This is a genomic window from Candidatus Poriferisocius sp. (assembly GCF_965214065.1).
In the GTDB taxonomy this organism is placed as follows: domain Bacteria; phylum Actinomycetota; class Acidimicrobiia; order Acidimicrobiales; family Bin134; genus Poriferisocius.
On sequence record NZ_CBDCAT010000027.1, the window covers coordinates 629542 to 643580 of the forward strand.

14 protein-coding genes are annotated in these 14039 nt (G+C 65.3%); 4 read left to right on the forward strand and 10 right to left on the reverse strand.

Annotated elements, in window-relative coordinates:
• Positions 1-2: 2 nt before the first annotated feature.
• Together ACOOGG_RS09400 and ACOOGG_RS09405 are read right to left on the reverse strand one after the other, a co-directional pair.
• The gene (locus ACOOGG_RS09400) at positions 3-2021 is read right to left on the reverse strand and encodes a DUF6049 family protein (protein WP_420434553.1); all 2019 of its coding nucleotides are present in this window, start codon (positions 2019-2021) and stop codon (positions 3-5) included.
• Positions 2011-2736, reverse strand: a complete 726-nt coding sequence (locus ACOOGG_RS09405; protein WP_420434555.1) for a GNAT family N-acetyltransferase — start codon at positions 2734-2736, stop codon at positions 2011-2013. Before ACOOGG_RS09405 ends, ACOOGG_RS09400 begins: the two co-directional genes overlap by 11 nt.
• Before the next feature lie 86 nt (positions 2737-2822).
• Between ACOOGG_RS09405 and ACOOGG_RS09410 the strand changes: the two genes are divergently transcribed.
• The gene (locus ACOOGG_RS09410) at positions 2823-3821 is read left to right on the forward strand and encodes a histone deacetylase (protein ID WP_420434557.1); all 999 of its coding nucleotides are present in this window, start codon (positions 2823-2825) and stop codon (positions 3819-3821) included.
• Positions 3818-5044 (forward strand): CCA tRNA nucleotidyltransferase, encoded by a 1227-nt coding sequence (locus ACOOGG_RS09415; RefSeq protein ID WP_420434559.1) that lies wholly within the window; start codon positions 3818-3820, stop codon positions 5042-5044. Before ACOOGG_RS09410 ends, ACOOGG_RS09415 begins: the two co-directional genes overlap by 4 nt.
• On the opposite strand, the gene ACOOGG_RS09420 is transcribed toward ACOOGG_RS09415, so the two are convergent.
• The 3 genes from ACOOGG_RS09420 to ACOOGG_RS09430 form a co-directional block, all read right to left on the reverse strand.
• Positions 5037-6116 (reverse strand): inositol-3-phosphate synthase, encoded by a 1080-nt coding sequence (locus tag ACOOGG_RS09420; RefSeq protein ID WP_420434561.1) that lies wholly within the window; start codon positions 6114-6116, stop codon positions 5037-5039. The genes ACOOGG_RS09415 and ACOOGG_RS09420 overlap by 8 nt on opposite strands.
• Positions 6117-6159: 43 nt before the next feature.
• Positions 6160-6747, reverse strand: a complete 588-nt coding sequence (locus tag ACOOGG_RS09425) for a PadR family transcriptional regulator (protein ID WP_420434563.1) — start codon at positions 6745-6747, stop codon at positions 6160-6162.
• A gap of 67 nt (positions 6748-6814) precedes the next feature.
• Entirely contained in the window at positions 6815-7336 is a 522-nt protein-coding gene (locus ACOOGG_RS09430; protein ID WP_420434565.1) for a nuclear transport factor 2 family protein, read from the reverse strand.
• Between the two features lie 75 nt (positions 7337-7411).
• Between ACOOGG_RS09430 and ACOOGG_RS09435 the strand changes: the two genes are divergently transcribed.
• Positions 7412-9109, forward strand: a complete 1698-nt coding sequence (locus ACOOGG_RS09435) for an N-acyl-D-amino-acid deacylase family protein (protein ID WP_420434567.1) — start codon at positions 7412-7414, stop codon at positions 9107-9109.
• Between the two features lie 9 nt (positions 9110-9118).
• Here the strand turns inward: ACOOGG_RS09435 and vapC are convergent, their stop codons facing one another.
• The 3 genes from vapC to ACOOGG_RS09450 are packed head-to-tail and all read right to left on the reverse strand — an operon-like array spanning position 9119 to position 10251.
• Positions 9119-9523, reverse strand: coding sequence for a type II toxin-antitoxin system VapC family toxin (vapC, locus tag ACOOGG_RS09440; RefSeq protein WP_420434569.1), 405 nt, complete (start codon positions 9521-9523; stop codon positions 9119-9121).
• Positions 9520-9735 (reverse strand): type II toxin-antitoxin system VapB family antitoxin, encoded by a 216-nt coding sequence (locus ACOOGG_RS09445; RefSeq protein WP_420434571.1) that lies wholly within the window; start codon positions 9733-9735, stop codon positions 9520-9522. Before ACOOGG_RS09445 ends, vapC begins: the two co-directional genes overlap by 4 nt.
• Positions 9736-9789: 54 nt before the next feature.
• Positions 9790-10251: a nuclear transport factor 2 family protein gene (locus ACOOGG_RS09450; protein ID WP_420434573.1), complete on the reverse strand. Its 462-nt coding sequence runs from the start codon at positions 10249-10251 to the stop codon at positions 9790-9792.
• A gap of 50 nt (positions 10252-10301) precedes the next feature.
• On the opposite strand from ACOOGG_RS09450, the gene ACOOGG_RS09455 reads away from it, so the two are divergent.
• Positions 10302-11780: an acetyl-CoA acetyltransferase gene (locus ACOOGG_RS09455; protein ID WP_420434575.1), complete on the forward strand. Its 1479-nt coding sequence runs from the start codon at positions 10302-10304 to the stop codon at positions 11778-11780.
• On the opposite strand, the gene ACOOGG_RS09460 is transcribed toward ACOOGG_RS09455, so the two are convergent.
• Together ACOOGG_RS09460 and ACOOGG_RS09465 are read right to left on the reverse strand one after the other, a co-directional pair.
• The gene (locus ACOOGG_RS09460; protein ID WP_420434578.1) at positions 11673-12818 is read right to left on the reverse strand and encodes a mechanosensitive ion channel family protein; all 1146 of its coding nucleotides are present in this window, start codon (positions 12816-12818) and stop codon (positions 11673-11675) included. The genes ACOOGG_RS09455 and ACOOGG_RS09460 overlap by 108 nt on opposite strands.
• Before the next feature lie 33 nt (positions 12819-12851).
• Positions 12852-14021 carry an amidohydrolase family protein gene (locus tag ACOOGG_RS09465; protein WP_420434580.1) on the reverse strand — a complete coding sequence of 390 codons (1170 nt, stop codon included), beginning with the start codon at positions 14019-14021 and terminating at the stop codon, positions 12852-12854.
• Between the last annotated feature and the right edge of the window lie 18 nt (positions 14022-14039).

The window sequence follows — 14039 nt, forward strand, 5'->3', positions numbered from 1 at the left end:
CCCTACTCCGCAGGCTGGGTTTTGGAGCGATGGCGGGCCCACCAGTGACGGGCCCACCAAACCATCAAGATGGCCAGCGCGACGGCCGCGATCCCCACCCCGGTGCCCGACAACGAGGTTGTCCGCACGGTCAGCTGGGATTCGCCCAAAGCCAGCAGTCCGGTGGGTGAGTTGACGCCGATTTCCAATACGGCGTCACCCGAGGTCTTGGCCCGGACCGCTACTTGGATTTGGTTTACGCCGGGAGACAGGCGCCAGAGCCGGGAATCCCCATCAGGAAAGTCCAGCTTGTCGCTGTTGAGGTCCAGACGGACGATGACATCGTGGTCAAGGCTGTTGCGAATGAGCATTGGGATGCTCCCCGATCGGCTGGTCAGGGTGATCCGCTGCTGGCTCGGGGGTTGGATGGCGGCCACGGTGTCCCGCACGGTCTGGGCTACCACGGCCAGATAGGCGTCCCGCTGGGTTTCGGTCAGGCCATAGGCCCCCGACAGCAGAAGAGCCCGCTCCAAGGTCTCGATCAACTGCCGCTCAGGGGTGCCCACGGTGGCGATCGGATCCACCATGTTCTGGTACGACCGGGCGATGCGCTGGCCGTCGGTCAAGGCGGCCTTATAGTCCTCCCCGAATCCGTTCTCCTCGGCGGGGCGCACCTCTCGAAGGGTGTCCGGTTCGAGTCTCTCGGCAATCGTGGCGGGGTCGATGGGTGAGAGGATGGGGCTGGCGCTGATCTCGTCCAACAGCACCCCCAGCCCACTCGAATCCGGCAGTGAGGCCAGGGGCGGCGCCAAAACGATCCCCCGGATTCTCTGGGGGTCTTCAAACCAGCGGACGGCCAGATCGGCCAGCACCAAGTAGGGCGCGGCTTCGGTGTTGCTGGCTCGGGTGAAGTGAGCGGTCACGCTGCTGTCTATTGCCACCGCTCGAGCCGGTTGGTCGATTGCTGGGAGCAGGAACGACGTTTTGGCCGACGTGCTGACCAGTTCATCGGCCGGATTGAGCAGGGCATCGGGAACTAGCAACAGCTCCACCTGTTCTCGTTGAAGCCGCTGGAGCAGCTCGGGGGAGGCCGACGTGGTAAGCACCATGATGGTGCGATCGGGCTGAGAGCCAAGATGCTCGTCCAGCACCGCTGCCCCCGTCTCGATCTGCCAGCCGATCTGGAGACTGAGGTCTTGGTCGATCCACGCATCGCTGTCCAGAGGGACGTAGGTGTTGCTGGCGATTTGGCGACCGGTCGTGGCTTGTTGGAGTCGGGCCAACAGCTGAGCGTGTTCGGGCCGATCGCTGATGGCCAGGGCGTCGATCAGATGGGGGTCGAGCGAGACCGTGGCCTGGAGTTGGGGTCGAGCCGGGGGGTCGAGAACATCGGCCAGCGTTTGCAGGCTCTGCCCCGCGAGCCCCAGAAACACGTTGCCCTCTTGGTCGACAGCTGGTGGTCCGCTCACCAAAAGCACAGTGCCCACCAACAGGGGAGGCTGGTTGGCGTCCGGCCGGGGGGTGCGGACCAGGAAGGTGTGGACGGTGTCCAGTCGAGTGCCGTCGGAACCCCGAAGAACAAGGCTTACCGGGTACACCCCTTCGGCCGGCAACAAGAGCAGCGGTTCATCATCTTCTCGCTCTTGGTCGCTGGTGGTAGTGATTTGCAGCGACGCGATCCCGTTGGCATCAGGCTCCGGAACGGACAACCGGGAAATCTGGTGCAGAACCTGTCCCGTGGAGGGTTCGGCCAGCCGATCCAGAAAAGCGGAGCGAGACCGGATGGGCACCCCGATATTGATGTCGACGGTGGAATCTCCAGGAGCATTGAGGAGTCGGAAGGAGATTTGGAAGAAGTCCTCTTCTGCGACCCACATGCTTTGGCTAACCAGTTCGATGGAGGGAGTGGCTTCTGCGGAGGAGCCGTTGCCGTTTTGGGCGGACGCCGTCGGAAGCACGATGGCGGGCGCGGCGAGGAACACCAGAGCCAACACCAGGCCGAGGGCCCTGAATCGACGTCCCCGACGGAATCTAAGGCTCAAGGACCATCTCCAGAACTTGCAGACCGGGGGGAACCAGCTCAAAGCCCAGCTGGTCGTAGAGCCTGAGCGCCCCCGTGTGGTGCTGGGGAGTGTTGACCCAGGCTTGGGTTGCCCCCCAGCGAGCCATCCACCTCAGTCCGTCGATCGCCAGGGCGGCCCCGGTGCCCTGGCCTTGGTGGTGGGGCGAGATAGCCAAGCGCTGGAGATATCCGGCCGGGCCGCTGCGCCCCGAGATGGCATAGCCTGTTAGGGCTGCGTTGGCGCTGTTGCGGACAACTCGGAAATGTCGAAACGGAGTAGCTCGAAGGGCGTCGCGGAGACCGGCCTGGTCAAGCTGCCAAAAGGGTTCGAATGCGGCTTGGTCCACCGCCAGCACCGAGGGATGGTCGCTGCGGAGAGCCCGTCGGATGGCGATGCTGCCGTTGATGTCGGGGAGTCCGCTTTGGATGGACCGGGTCAACAAGGCCAGCTGCTGACAGGGCCTGAAACCTGCCCGCAGGAACGGCTCCGATTCGATGTGTGACAGAGCCGAGGTTCTCAGACGGTGGTAGCCCTGGGCGACCGCGGATTCAACCGCGGCGGCTGTGGAATCGTCGGACACCGCCGAGCCGGGAGTCAATTGGATGAGCAGGCCTGTCCCGGCCTCGCCAGCCCAGTGCCTAAGCCGCAGGCGATCTTCCCCAAGCCGGAGTACCTCCGACCGTCGGCCCAACATTTCAATGAGGCTAGTGGTGTGCAGGAACAATGGCCCTGCGGGGATATTGGAAGAGACGGCCGGGGCCGCGGGGGTACCGTGGGGCTGTGTCGGTTCTGTGGATCACCGACGAGCGCTTTCTCGACCACGACACTGGGCGCTCCCATCCGGAGCGGCCGGCCCGGCTGAGCGCGGTGATCGACGGGGTGCAGCGGGCCGGGCTGGCTGACGCGCTGGTTCCGACCGAGCCTCGGATAGCCACTGATGCCGAGCTGCTTGCAGTTCACCACCAGTCAGTTCTCGACTCAGTTCACCGGGTGGCTCAAGCCGGGGGTGGACGGCTGGATCCCGACACGGTGCTGTCGGCCGAGTCGGAGGCGGCGGCTCGACTGGCCGCCGGAGCCGGGCTGGCCGCCATCGACGGACTGGACGGCGGGGAGGCTGATGCCGCGTTCTGCGCGGTGCGCCCGCCAGGCCACCACGCCACTCCCGTGCGATCGATGGGATTCTGCATGTTCAACAGCGCGGCAGTTTGCGCCCAGGCCCTGGCCGACCGAGGAGAGCAGGTGCTGGTGGTGGACTACGACGCCCATCACGGCAACGGCACTCAGGATGTCTTCTGGGAGGACAGCCGGGTGATGTACATGTCGTGGCACCAGTACCCGTTCTATCCGGGGACCGGCGGGCTGCTGGAGCGGGGTGAGGGGTCAGGGGCGGGCACCACCATCAACCTGCCCATGCCCGCGGGGGCCACCGGCGACGCGTATCGCCAGGGCTGGGATGATGCCGCGCTGCCCGCGGTAGAGGCGTTCGCCCCCGATTGGCTGGTGCTCTCGGCCGGATTTGATGCCCACCGGGCCGATCCGCTGACCAGCCTGGGCCTGGCCGCAGGGGATTTCGCCGACCTTACCGATGCGATCATCGACGTGGTGCCGCCGGGCCGCCGCATCGCTTTTCTTGAGGGGGGCTACGACTTGGATGCTCTGGCCGACTGTGCCGCGGCAGCGGTAGCCGCTCTGGCTGGCACGCATTGGCGCCCGGAGCCGGCTACTGGGGGTGGACCGGGTGGGGAGGTGGCCGTGGCGGCGGCCGCGCTGCTGCCGTGAGCCTGGAACGTCTGGCCCCCGTGCGTGAAGAAGCCCGCGAGCTTGCCGGGCGATTCGCCGCAGGAGGATACCGGATCTATCTGGTGGGCGGAATTGTGCGCGATGCGATGCTGGGCCTGCCGCTTGAAACAGCCTTCGATCTGGATCTCACCACCGACGCCCAGCCGACCGCGGTGAAGTCGATCTTGGAAGGCTGGGCCGACACCCTGTGGACCCAAGGGGAGCGATTCGGCACCATCGGCGCCCGAAAGGGCGATCGCCGGGTGGAGATCACCACCCACCGCACCGAGCGGTACCTGCCCGACTCCCGCAAGCCCGAGGTGGTCTTTGCCGACGCCATCGAGGCCGACCTCTCCCGCCGCGACTTCACCATCAACGCCATGGCCGTCGAACTGCCCGATGGGGAGCTGGTCGATCCCTTCGGGGGTGCCGATGATTTGCGCGTCGGCCGCCTCCGCACCCCTCTGGACCCCGAGGAAACGTTCAGCGACGACCCCCTGCGCATGTTGCGGGCGGCGCGGTTCTTGGCCCAGTTCGAGCTCTCAGCCGAACCGCCGCTGGTGGCTGCCACGGTTGCGATGGCCGACCGGCTAAGCATCGTGGCCGCCGAACGTATCCGCGATGAGCTGGATCGGCTCCTCGCCTTGCCCGATCCCGGCACCGGGTTCAAGCTCTTGTTCAAAAGCGGACTGGCAGAGCGCGTTCTAGGTCCGGTCGGCGATAGCACCGCAGCGCTGGATCGCCTTCGTCGCGTGGGGGATGATCCCATCACTCGCCTGGCGGCGTTGCTGGCCGGTGGGGGAACTCCCGACGACGTTCGGGTCGCCCTGTCGAAACGGCGGGCGACCACCGCGGTCAGTCGGGCAGTGTCTGCGGTATTGGCTGCGGCTCACCGGATTGTTGACCAGCCTCCCCAAACCCTGCCCGAGCTGCGCCGCTGGGTAGTCGACGCCAACCTCCATTTGGATAAGGCAGTGATCGTGGCAACCGCTCTTGGTGCAGTGAAGGCGCTGGCCACCGACGTGGCCGCCCTGTTGGAAGCCGAGCCTGACCTGTGCGGCCCCCCAGTTCTCGGCGGCCAGGAGATCATGGACCTTCTTGGACTGGATCCCGGCCCTGACGTGGGCGCAGCCGTCGAGGAACTCCGCCGCCTCCGCCTCGACTCCGGCCCCCTCTCTGCCGAAGAGGCCCGCAACCACCTCTTGAGGTGGCGTTCTAGCTGACGTCGCCGCGGGCGTAGGCTTCGACCATCTCGCGGGCGGCCTCGTCGCGGTATTGGATGGGGGGGCTCTTCATGAAGTAGGCCGACGGGCCGAGCAAGGGGCCGCCCACGCCGTGGTCCAAGCCGAGCTTGGCGCAGCGCAGGGCGTCGATGATGACGCCGGCGGAGTTGGGGGAGTCCACCACTTCCAGCTTTAGGTCGATGTTGAGGGGCACATCGCCAAAACCCCGGCCTTCGAGGCGGATGTGGGCCCACTTGCGGTCGTTCAGCCAGGGGACGTGGTCGCTGGGGCCAATGTGTACATCGTCGGCGGCGATGCCTTTGTCGAGCTGGCTGGTGACCGACTGCGTCTTGGAGATCTTCTTCGACACCAGCCGGGACCGCTCCAGCATGTTCATGAAATCCATGTTCCCGCCGAAGTTGAGCTGGTAGGTGCGGTCGAGCTCCACGCCCCGATCCTCATAGAGCCGGGCCAGGGTGCGGTGGACGATGGTGGCGCCCACCTGGCTCTTGATGTCGTCGCCTACCACCGGCACGCCGGCGTCTGTGAAGCGCTGGGCCCACTCCGGATCAGAGGCGATGAACACCGGGATGGCGTTCACGAAGGCCACGCCGGCCTCCAGGCAGCATTCGGCGTAGTAGCGCTGGGCTTCTTCGGAACCCACCGGCAAGTAGGAGATGAGCACGTCGGCCCTTGCCTCCCGCAGGGCCTCGGCCACGTCGACTGGCTCGGCTGGTGATTCCTCGCACTGGGTTCGGTAGAACTCGCCGAACCCGTCCAAGGTGGGGGCCCGCTGCACTCGCACTCCCAGCTCGGGCACATTGCAGAATTGCACGGTGTTGTTGGGTTCGGCGCTGATGGCCTTGCCCAGATCCAGCCCGACCTTGGAGGCGTCCACGTCGAAGGCCGCGACTGGCTGAACGTCGTTGATGTGGTAGCCGCCGAGCACCACGTGCATCAGGCCGGGGACCTGGTCGTCGGGTTCGGCGTCGGCGTAGTAGTAGAGGCCCTGCACCAAAGAGCTGGCGCAGTTGCCGACACCGGCGATGGCGATTCGAATGGGGTTGCTCATATTGGTTGCCCTTCTAGGGGGAAGTCGGATCGAATTGTGTCGATCATCGGTCGGTCGGTTCCTGTGGCCGGTTGGTGCGCTCATCGGCTATCAGCCGGTCGAGCCAGACCAAGTCGTTTTCTCGGCGCTCTTGGTCCCTTTCGAACAAAGAGCGCACGTAGGGATCGGTGGTCTGCACGGGGTCGCGGCGAGTCATGGCTTGCAGGCTGACCAGGTGGGCTCGGCGCAGCTCGAGGAGAGCCAGCCGCCGGTCGGGGGGGAGGAAGCGGCAGAAGGCCAGCTGCAAGCGAAAGCGCCGCTCGTTGTTGGCGTCTTCTTGGAGCAGTTCCAGCAGGTGGTCTTCGCCGGCCTCGGTGATTTGATACACCTTGCGGGTTCGGCCTGATTTGGACTTGCTGCTGCGCTTTCGGCCGCGGCGAGCGTGCCCGTCTACGGCTAGTTCGTCGATGGCAATGTCAGGTGCCACTGCCGTGGAACTCACCCATCCGCGCCGCTCCAAGCGGGCCAGGGCGGGATAAAGCGCACCGTAGGAGTTGGCGTATCCGCCGACCAGGGACTTGAGGCGCTTGTTCAGCTCGTAGCCGTGAAGATCGCCCTCTTTGAGCAATCCGAGCACCGCCAGATCCAACATAGAACCGCGATTATATCGAATCGCTATATCAGATCAACTCGTCTATGCGCGATAGAAGGGCAGGCCGTCAGCCGAACAGGACAACCGAGAGGTCTTCAGGACCGCGGATGGAGCGGGGGTCGTGGGGGTCGGGAGTGGAGTTGGTCATTGTCACCGAGTGGTCGGTGATGTAGTTGCGGTGGTCGATGGCCCAACGCCGATCGCGGCGGGACCATTGGTCGACGTAACGGCCTCGGCTGTAGATGTCGGCCGCTTCGGGGCCGTCACCGAACGGGAGGGTGCGCAGCGCCACCGTTACGTAGGCCTCGCTGACCGCTCGGTCCCCGTCAATCTGGATCAGCACGTTGGTGATCTGATGGGAGTGGGTGGACATGGCGGCGTGGGCCGTCCACACCCAGTCGACGAACTCGTGGCCAGTTCCTGTGAAGATGTCCTCGCCGTAGTCGGCGGTCCCGTCGGGGTGCCAGACCGTATAGGCCGCGTCCTTGTCCATTCGATCGAGAGCTCGGCAATAGCCGTAGATCACCTCGGTGATGGCCTGCTTGGCGGCCAGCGATTCAAGGGCCTCAGTGCTGATGTGGTCAGTCATGGCCCCATTCTCTCCCGCACCAATACCCCGGCGCTGATGAGAGCGGCGGTATTTCCGTTATCTATCGTTTCGCCCATGGCTGACATCATTATCCGCGGCGGCAATCTGATCGACGGCACAGGAGCTCCGGCCTGGCCTGCCGATGTGCGCATCAATAGCGGAGTTGTCACCGAGGTGGGTCCCGGACTGAAGCCCGACGGCGAAACAGAACTGGACGCCGGCGGCTGCTACGTGTCCCCTGGGTTCATCGACTCCCACACCCACTTGGATCCGTCCATGTTCTGGGACCGGGGATGCGACCCGATGCCTCAGCACGGGGTGACCACTGCGCTGATCGGCAACTGCTCGCTGTCGCTGGCCCCGGCCAAGCCGGAGCATCTCGACGAGCTCATCGACGTGTTCTGCTACATCGAGGACATGCCGGTAGCCGATTTTGAGTCGGGTATCCCCTGGACTTGGGGGTCGTGGCGGCAGTACCGCGACGCCATGAACCAGGGAGGCATTGCCATCAATATGGCTTCGCTGATCGGCCACTCCATGCTGCGGATCTACGTGATGGGCGACGACGCCTGGACTCGGGAGGCCACCGCCACCGAGATTGCGGCCATGGCCGCCGAGATGGCCGATGCTATGGCCGCGGGCTGCTATGGCTTCAGCACATCGTTTTTTGACCTGGACCGCCGCAGCCGCCCGGTGCCGAGCCGGCTGGCCTGCGACGGTGAGTTGGGCGCGTTGGCCGATGTGCTGGCCGACGCAGGCCACGGGTTGGTCGAGTTCATCCCCAACCTCACCGGCGACGATCCCCACGGCGATATTCGCCGCATGGCCGGGATCTTCGGGCCCCGGGGTGTGACTTCTATCTGGAATGGGCTGCTGCACACCGATCTGAACCCGACCCGTTCCGAGGAGTTCATGGCACTGACCCAGGAGATCCGAGACCAGGGCTGTGACATGTGGCCTATCGCCTCCCCCCGCACGGTGGACTTCAACGTGAGCTGGGAGCAGACCATGGTGTTCATGATGCTGCCCAAGGGTTGGAACCAGATCATGGGGGTGACCGGCGAGGCTCGGCGGGAGATGCTGGCCGACCCCGGCTGGCGGGAGATTGCCCGCAACGAGTGGGACGCTACTGAGAAGTCGCTATTCCCCACACACCGTACCGACTACGTGCGGTTCACGTCGGTGACCCGTCCCGACAACGAGGGTTGGCTGGGCCGTTCGCTGGCCGATCTGGCCGAGGCTAGGGGTGGCCACCCCTCGGATGTGTTTGCCGACTGGGTTCTGGAGAACGACCTGGCGCCTGGGGTGGTGGCCATGGGGGTGAGCAACAGCGATACCGATGGAGTGGCCGAAATGATCTCCGACGACCGCTGTCTGATCAGTGCATCTGACGCCGGAGCCCATGTGCAGATGATGTGCGCGGCGGGCGACACCACTCTGCTGCTCACCCGCCACGTACGCGAGCGGGGCGATCTTGAACTGGAACGGGCCGTGTATGAGATCACCGGCCGACAGGCCGAGGTCTTGGGGTTCAACGACAGGGGTCGCCTGCTGCCTGGCTATGCCGGCGATGTGACGGTGTTCGACCTAGACGAGCTGTCGTGGGACACCGACGGGTTCGTATCCGACCTGCCCTCGGGCGCTCCCCGTCTGCGCCGACCGGCTGGCGGCTACCGGGCCACGGCGGTCAACGGTGTGCTTACGCAGGTTGAGGGCTCGCTCACCGGGGCCAATCCGGGCGCTGTGCTCGATGCCAACACTCCGGTGCCCTAAACCAATTTGCTAGGGCACCGCGGCGATCTTGAGGGGGAAGAGCTCGGCCACGCGGTGGAAGTCCTGATCCGCGGACAGGATCTCTGACCCAGTACGCAGGGCAATGTTGGCGATCATGCATACGATGTACCCCGGAGGGGCGACCCCGCGAGATCGGCAGATCCGGTTGATGCGGGCCGCGCCTTCGAAGTCGGCCACCGGATCGGCACCCAGCCACGACACCGAGGTCAGCAGGTTGTAGAGCCGGTGGTGGCTTTGGTCGTCTTTGGCCCCTCCCAGCACCTCCATCAGAACCGGCTCGGTGACGGCGACATTGCCACCGCCATGGGCGATGAGCGCAGCGAGCCGGGCTTGAACAGGGGAGTTGGTGCCTCGGTCGTACTCCATCCACGCGGAGGTGTCGGCCAGGATCATCCGATGGGTTGGAGGCCGGTGTCGGGCGGAATTTCTCCGATGAGCCGAAACCCCTGCATGGCCAGCATCTCGTCGGTGGTCATGGGCATCCCAGCCAGGCGGCTTAACGCCAGGTGGACGGCCTCGGTCTTGGTGCGCACGCCGTACCGGCGCATCACCACGTCGATTAGTCGGTCGTCGAGCTCGATATTGGTGCGAGTTCGCTCGTCCATTTCCCCAGTATACACCTATTAGGTGTATAGCGTGTGGGAAAAGTGTAGAAGCGGCTAATAGTCCTGGCTCTTGGAGGCATTGTGGTCGCCCCAACCGCCGGGGATGTAGCCGTCCATGGTCACCGAACGCTCGGTGAACATCCACCGGCCGTCCACCACCCCGTAGCGGTCGATGTAGCGGCCCCAGTGGTCGAGGCCGTGTTCCATGATCACGTGGTAATAACAGCGGCCTCGTGCCTCGTTGTGTGAGAGCAAATCGATCTGGTGGGTGGCGGTGTGGTGTCGGATGTACTTGGGGGTGCCGCCGCCGATGTCGGACAGTGTGTCTTTGGCGCCGGTGAAGATCGTGCGAATCTCGTCGATTCCGTACTTGTCGGGCTGAGTCGGCGTCCGCATGATGGCATCGGGGGCAAAGAGATCCATCACTTGGTCGAAGCGTCCCGAGTCTCCGTTGGCGTTGTACCGGGCCACCAGGTCCCGGATTGATTCTCGAGCGATCAGTTCCCATTGCTCCATAGCCCGACGGTACATCGTCTCAGCGTCATGTGGGCCGTTAGGGTGCGGGCGTGAATATCGACGATAGGACGCCGGTGCTGGTGGGGGTGGCGACCGCTGCCCAGCGATTTGATAACCCCACTGAGGCTAAAGAGGCCGTGGGGCTGATGGCCGAGGCGCTGGCGGCGGCCGCCGGCGATGCGGGCAACAGCGGGTTGTTGGGTCGGCTCGACCAGGTGAGGGTTACCAAGGGCACGTGGGGCTATACCGATCCGGCTCGCTGGGTGGCCGATGCCGCCGGGGCGCCGCAGGCCCGCAGCCATTTGGCCGACGTGGGCATCTTGCAGACCGCGGTGATGGGCGATACCGCGGCGGCCATTGCGTCGGGCTCCGCTGACGTGGTGGCGGTGGTGGGCGGTGAGGCCAAGTATCGGGGGTTGCGGGCCGCGATCACCGGCATTGATGCCCCCGACACCGACCAGGGCGGGGCCGAGCCCGACGACTTCGTCACCCCCCACGGGATGATCATCAGCCGGGCCGAGATCGACACCGGACTGGTGATGGCCACCCACCACTACGCCATGATCGAAAACGCCCGCCGATTCGCCGATGGACAGACCATTGAAGAACACCGCGCCGTGGTGGCCGGGCTATGGGCTGGCTTTGCCCGAATCGCCGCGGCCAACCCCGATGCCTGGTTCCGGGAAGGGCTGGATGCGACGGCGATCGCCACCCCGGAAAATGGGAATCGGTGGTTGGCCTGGCCGTATACCAAGTGGCACAACTCGCAGTGGAACGTGGACCAGGCCGCCGCGTTGATCTTCTGTTCGGCGGGAACCGCTCGGGCGCTGGGTATTTCCACGGATCGCTGGGTGTTTCCCTGGGCGGCGGCCGAGTCCAACCACATGGTGCCGGTGACCGAGCGACCTGAACTCCATCGCAGTCCGGGTTTCGCCCACGCCGGTCGGGCTCTGAGCGACCACCTGGGCATGGCCCCCAACGAGGCCGACCACATCGATCTCTATTCCTGCTTCCCCATCGCGGTGCGCACTCAAGCCCGAGAGATGGACATCGATCTGGGCCGCGACCTGACTGTGACCGGAGGCATGACATGGGCGGGCGGGCCGCTGAACAACTACGTGATCCAGGCCGCGGTGAAGATGGCCCAGGTGCTACGGGCCGATCCGGGGTCTACCGGACTGGTCACATCGATCAGCGGGATGATCACCAAGCAGGGGGCCAGCCTGTGGTCCGCCGAGCCTCCAGCGCATCCATTCGCAAACCTGGACGTGTCCGACGCGGTGGCCGCCGAGCTCCAGCCCAAGCCCTACCGCACTGGCGACGGCGAGCAGGCCGAAGTGGTTTCCTACACCGTGATCTGGGGCCGGGAAGGCCCCGAGCGGGCCGTGGCAATCGGCGAGTTCGCCGACGGCGCACGAACGCTACTCGTCTCCGCCGCCCCCGCTGTCATGGCCGCCGCTGTCGCCGGAGAGTTCTGCGGGCGCGGCGTCGTCGCCGGTGCCGACGGTACGTTCACGCCTGTCGACTGAAGGGGGCGACTCCCGCTCGGCGTCTTCGTCCTCGTTGCGGATCCACACGGTGCGCTGGGGGAAGGGGATCTCGATGCCGGCGTCGTCGAAGGCGTACTTGATGCGGGCTCGAAGGACGCGTCCCACCGCCCACTGCTCGCTCGGGTCGGTCTTTGCCACCAAGCGGATGACCACGGCGTCGTTGCCCAGTTCTTGAACACCCCACACCGAGGGCTCTTCCAAGATGGTGAGATCGGGATGGTTCTCGTGCCAAAGCTCAACAGCTACTGCCTTCATTATCTCGCTGGCTTGGTCGATGTCAGTGTCGTAGCTGACCCCGATGTCCAAGATGGCCCTTGACCAAAGCTGCGAGTGGTTGGCGGTGCGGTGGATCTCCCCGTTGGGCACGGTCCAAACCACGCCGCTGACGTCCCGCAGGGTGGTGGTGCGCAGGCTGACCTTTTCAATGGTGCCTGAGGTGTCGCCCACGTCCACCACGTCGCCCACCCCGAACTGGTCCTCGATCAAGATGAACATGCCGGCCAAGAAGTCCCGCACCAGCGACTGGGCCCCGAAGCCCACCGCCAGGCCGGCGATACCGGCGCCGGCGATCAGGGGGGCCAGATCGATGCTGAGCTCGCTCAAGCACAACAGCCCGGCCACGGCCATGATCAGCGCGGTAGCCAGGCTCTTCAACACCGCAGCGATGGTCTCGATCCGCTGGGCGCTGCGGGCTTGGCGCTCTTGGATGCGGTTAATGGCCTTGGCCGCCCGGGCGCCGAAGTCCAGCTTGCCGGCGCTCTCGAGCTGCTCCTCGGTGTCGGTCTCGTTTTGGCGCACCAGTCGGCCCACCGCCCGGTCGATCACCTTGTGGGCGACCTTCTTGATGATCCAGGCCGCCAGCAGGATGAGGATGATCCGCAGGGGCCGCTCAACAACCCAGCCGATGATCTCGGCCAGCCGTTCGTTCTCGGTGTTGTCGAAGACCAGCTCGCAGAAGAACCCCGGGTCGGGACCGCACGCGTCGGTCACGGTTGCCGCAGGAACTACGAGGGCCATCGGCTCAGCGTACCGGCGGGTTTGGGTATTGAGTCAGTCCAGGCGGTAGACCCGAGCAGCGTTGTCGTGGAGCACCTTGGCCAACAGGTCGTCGCTCAAGCCACCGAGGGCGCCTTCGGCGTAGTCCCGCGGGTATTGGGCGGGGGTGGCCGGGCCAGGGTGCTGGCAGGTGGGATGGGGAAAGTCGGTCTCGTAGAGGATGTTGTTTGGAAACTGCTCGATGGCGTTCACCGCACCGGCCTGCTCAAACCAGAAGCAGCCGTAGATCTGGCGCTCGAAGTACTCGCTGGGCAGCAGGTCGTACTCGGGGTGCTCCAGGTGGACGCCGCCGTTGCGCCACTGCCAGTCGAACGCCTCTAGGGCCGGTGGAATCCAACCGGCGCCGCTCTCCACCGACACCAGTTGCAGATCGGGGAACCGGTGGCACACCCCGCCGAATATCAGATCGGCGATGCAGCGCATGTTGTCCAAGAAGATGAGCGACGAGATTTTGGCGAAGTTGGTCATCCACCCCATCTCGGCCTCGTCGGCCATGAGGGTGCCCATATTGCCGCCACCCACGTGGAAGCTAACCGCCAGGCTGGCTTCCTGGGCCAGCGCCCAGATGGGATCCCAGTGCCGGTGGCCCAGCGGGGGCTGGCCGTAGTCCTGGGGCTGGTTGCAGAAGTTGATGGCCCGGTGGCCCAACGCCGCGCACCGCTCGATCTCGGCCAACGACAGCTCGATGTCCCAGAACGGCACCGCAGTGATGGGGATGAGCCGGTCGGAGGCGGCGGAGGTCCAGTCACAGAGGAAGTCGTTGTAGGCGGCCACGCACTGGGCCACCACCTCCCGGTCGCCTAGGCGCAGGAAATAGCCGTTTCCGAACCCACCCACGTTGGGATACAGGATCTGGGCCCAGATGCCCTGGCTATCCATGAACTCCAGCCGGGCACCGGCGTCGTACATCGACGGGGCGATCTCGTCGTAGGTCTCGGGGATCTTCAAGGGCATGAGACCGTCGAACCCGGCCATCGAGTAATAGCCCGGCGACCCCAGCGACTCCCCGTTCACCACCCAAGTGTCCCGCCCGTCCACCCGCTCAATATGGGGCACCTTGTCGTGCAAGCTGGCCGGCATCCGCGCCGTCCAAACATCCGGCGGCTCGGTCAAGTGCGTGTCCACGTCGATCACCTTGAACCGTTCAAACAGATCAGCGCTCATGGGATTTCCTTCTTTCCG

What these genes read in the sequence shown, in the direction of transcription:
- ACOOGG_RS09405 (WP_420434555.1), bottom strand. Translation starts at nt 2,736, where the DNA reads ATGTTGGGCCGACGGTCGGAGGTACTCCGGCTTGGGGAAGATCGCCTG.
- ACOOGG_RS09420 (WP_420434561.1), bottom strand. Translation starts at nt 6,116, where the DNA reads ATGAGCAACCCCATTCGAATCGCCATCGCCGGTGTCGGCAACTGCGCC.
- ACOOGG_RS09425 (WP_420434563.1), bottom strand. Translation starts at nt 6,747, where the DNA reads ATGTTGGATCTGGCGGTGCTCGGATTGCTCAAAGAGGGCGATCTTCAC.
- ACOOGG_RS09430 (WP_420434565.1), bottom strand. Translation starts at nt 7,336, where the DNA reads ATGACTGACCACATCAGCACTGAGGCCCTTGAATCGCTGGCCGCCAAG.
- ACOOGG_RS09435 (WP_420434567.1), top strand. Translation starts at nt 7,412, where the DNA reads ATGGCTGACATCATTATCCGCGGCGGCAATCTGATCGACGGCACAGGA.
- vapC (WP_420434569.1), bottom strand. Translation starts at nt 9,523, where the DNA reads ATGATCCTGGCCGACACCTCCGCGTGGATGGAGTACGACCGAGGCACC.
- ACOOGG_RS09445 (WP_420434571.1), bottom strand. Translation starts at nt 9,735, where the DNA reads ATGGACGAGCGAACTCGCACCAATATCGAGCTCGACGACCGACTAATC.
- ACOOGG_RS09450 (WP_420434573.1), bottom strand. Translation starts at nt 10,251, where the DNA reads ATGGAGCAATGGGAACTGATCGCTCGAGAATCAATCCGGGACCTGGTG.
- ACOOGG_RS09460 (WP_420434578.1), bottom strand. Translation starts at nt 12,818, where the DNA reads ATGGCCCTCGTAGTTCCTGCGGCAACCGTGACCGACGCGTGCGGTCCC.
- ACOOGG_RS09465 (WP_420434580.1), bottom strand. Translation starts at nt 14,021, where the DNA reads ATGAGCGCTGATCTGTTTGAACGGTTCAAGGTGATCGACGTGGACACG.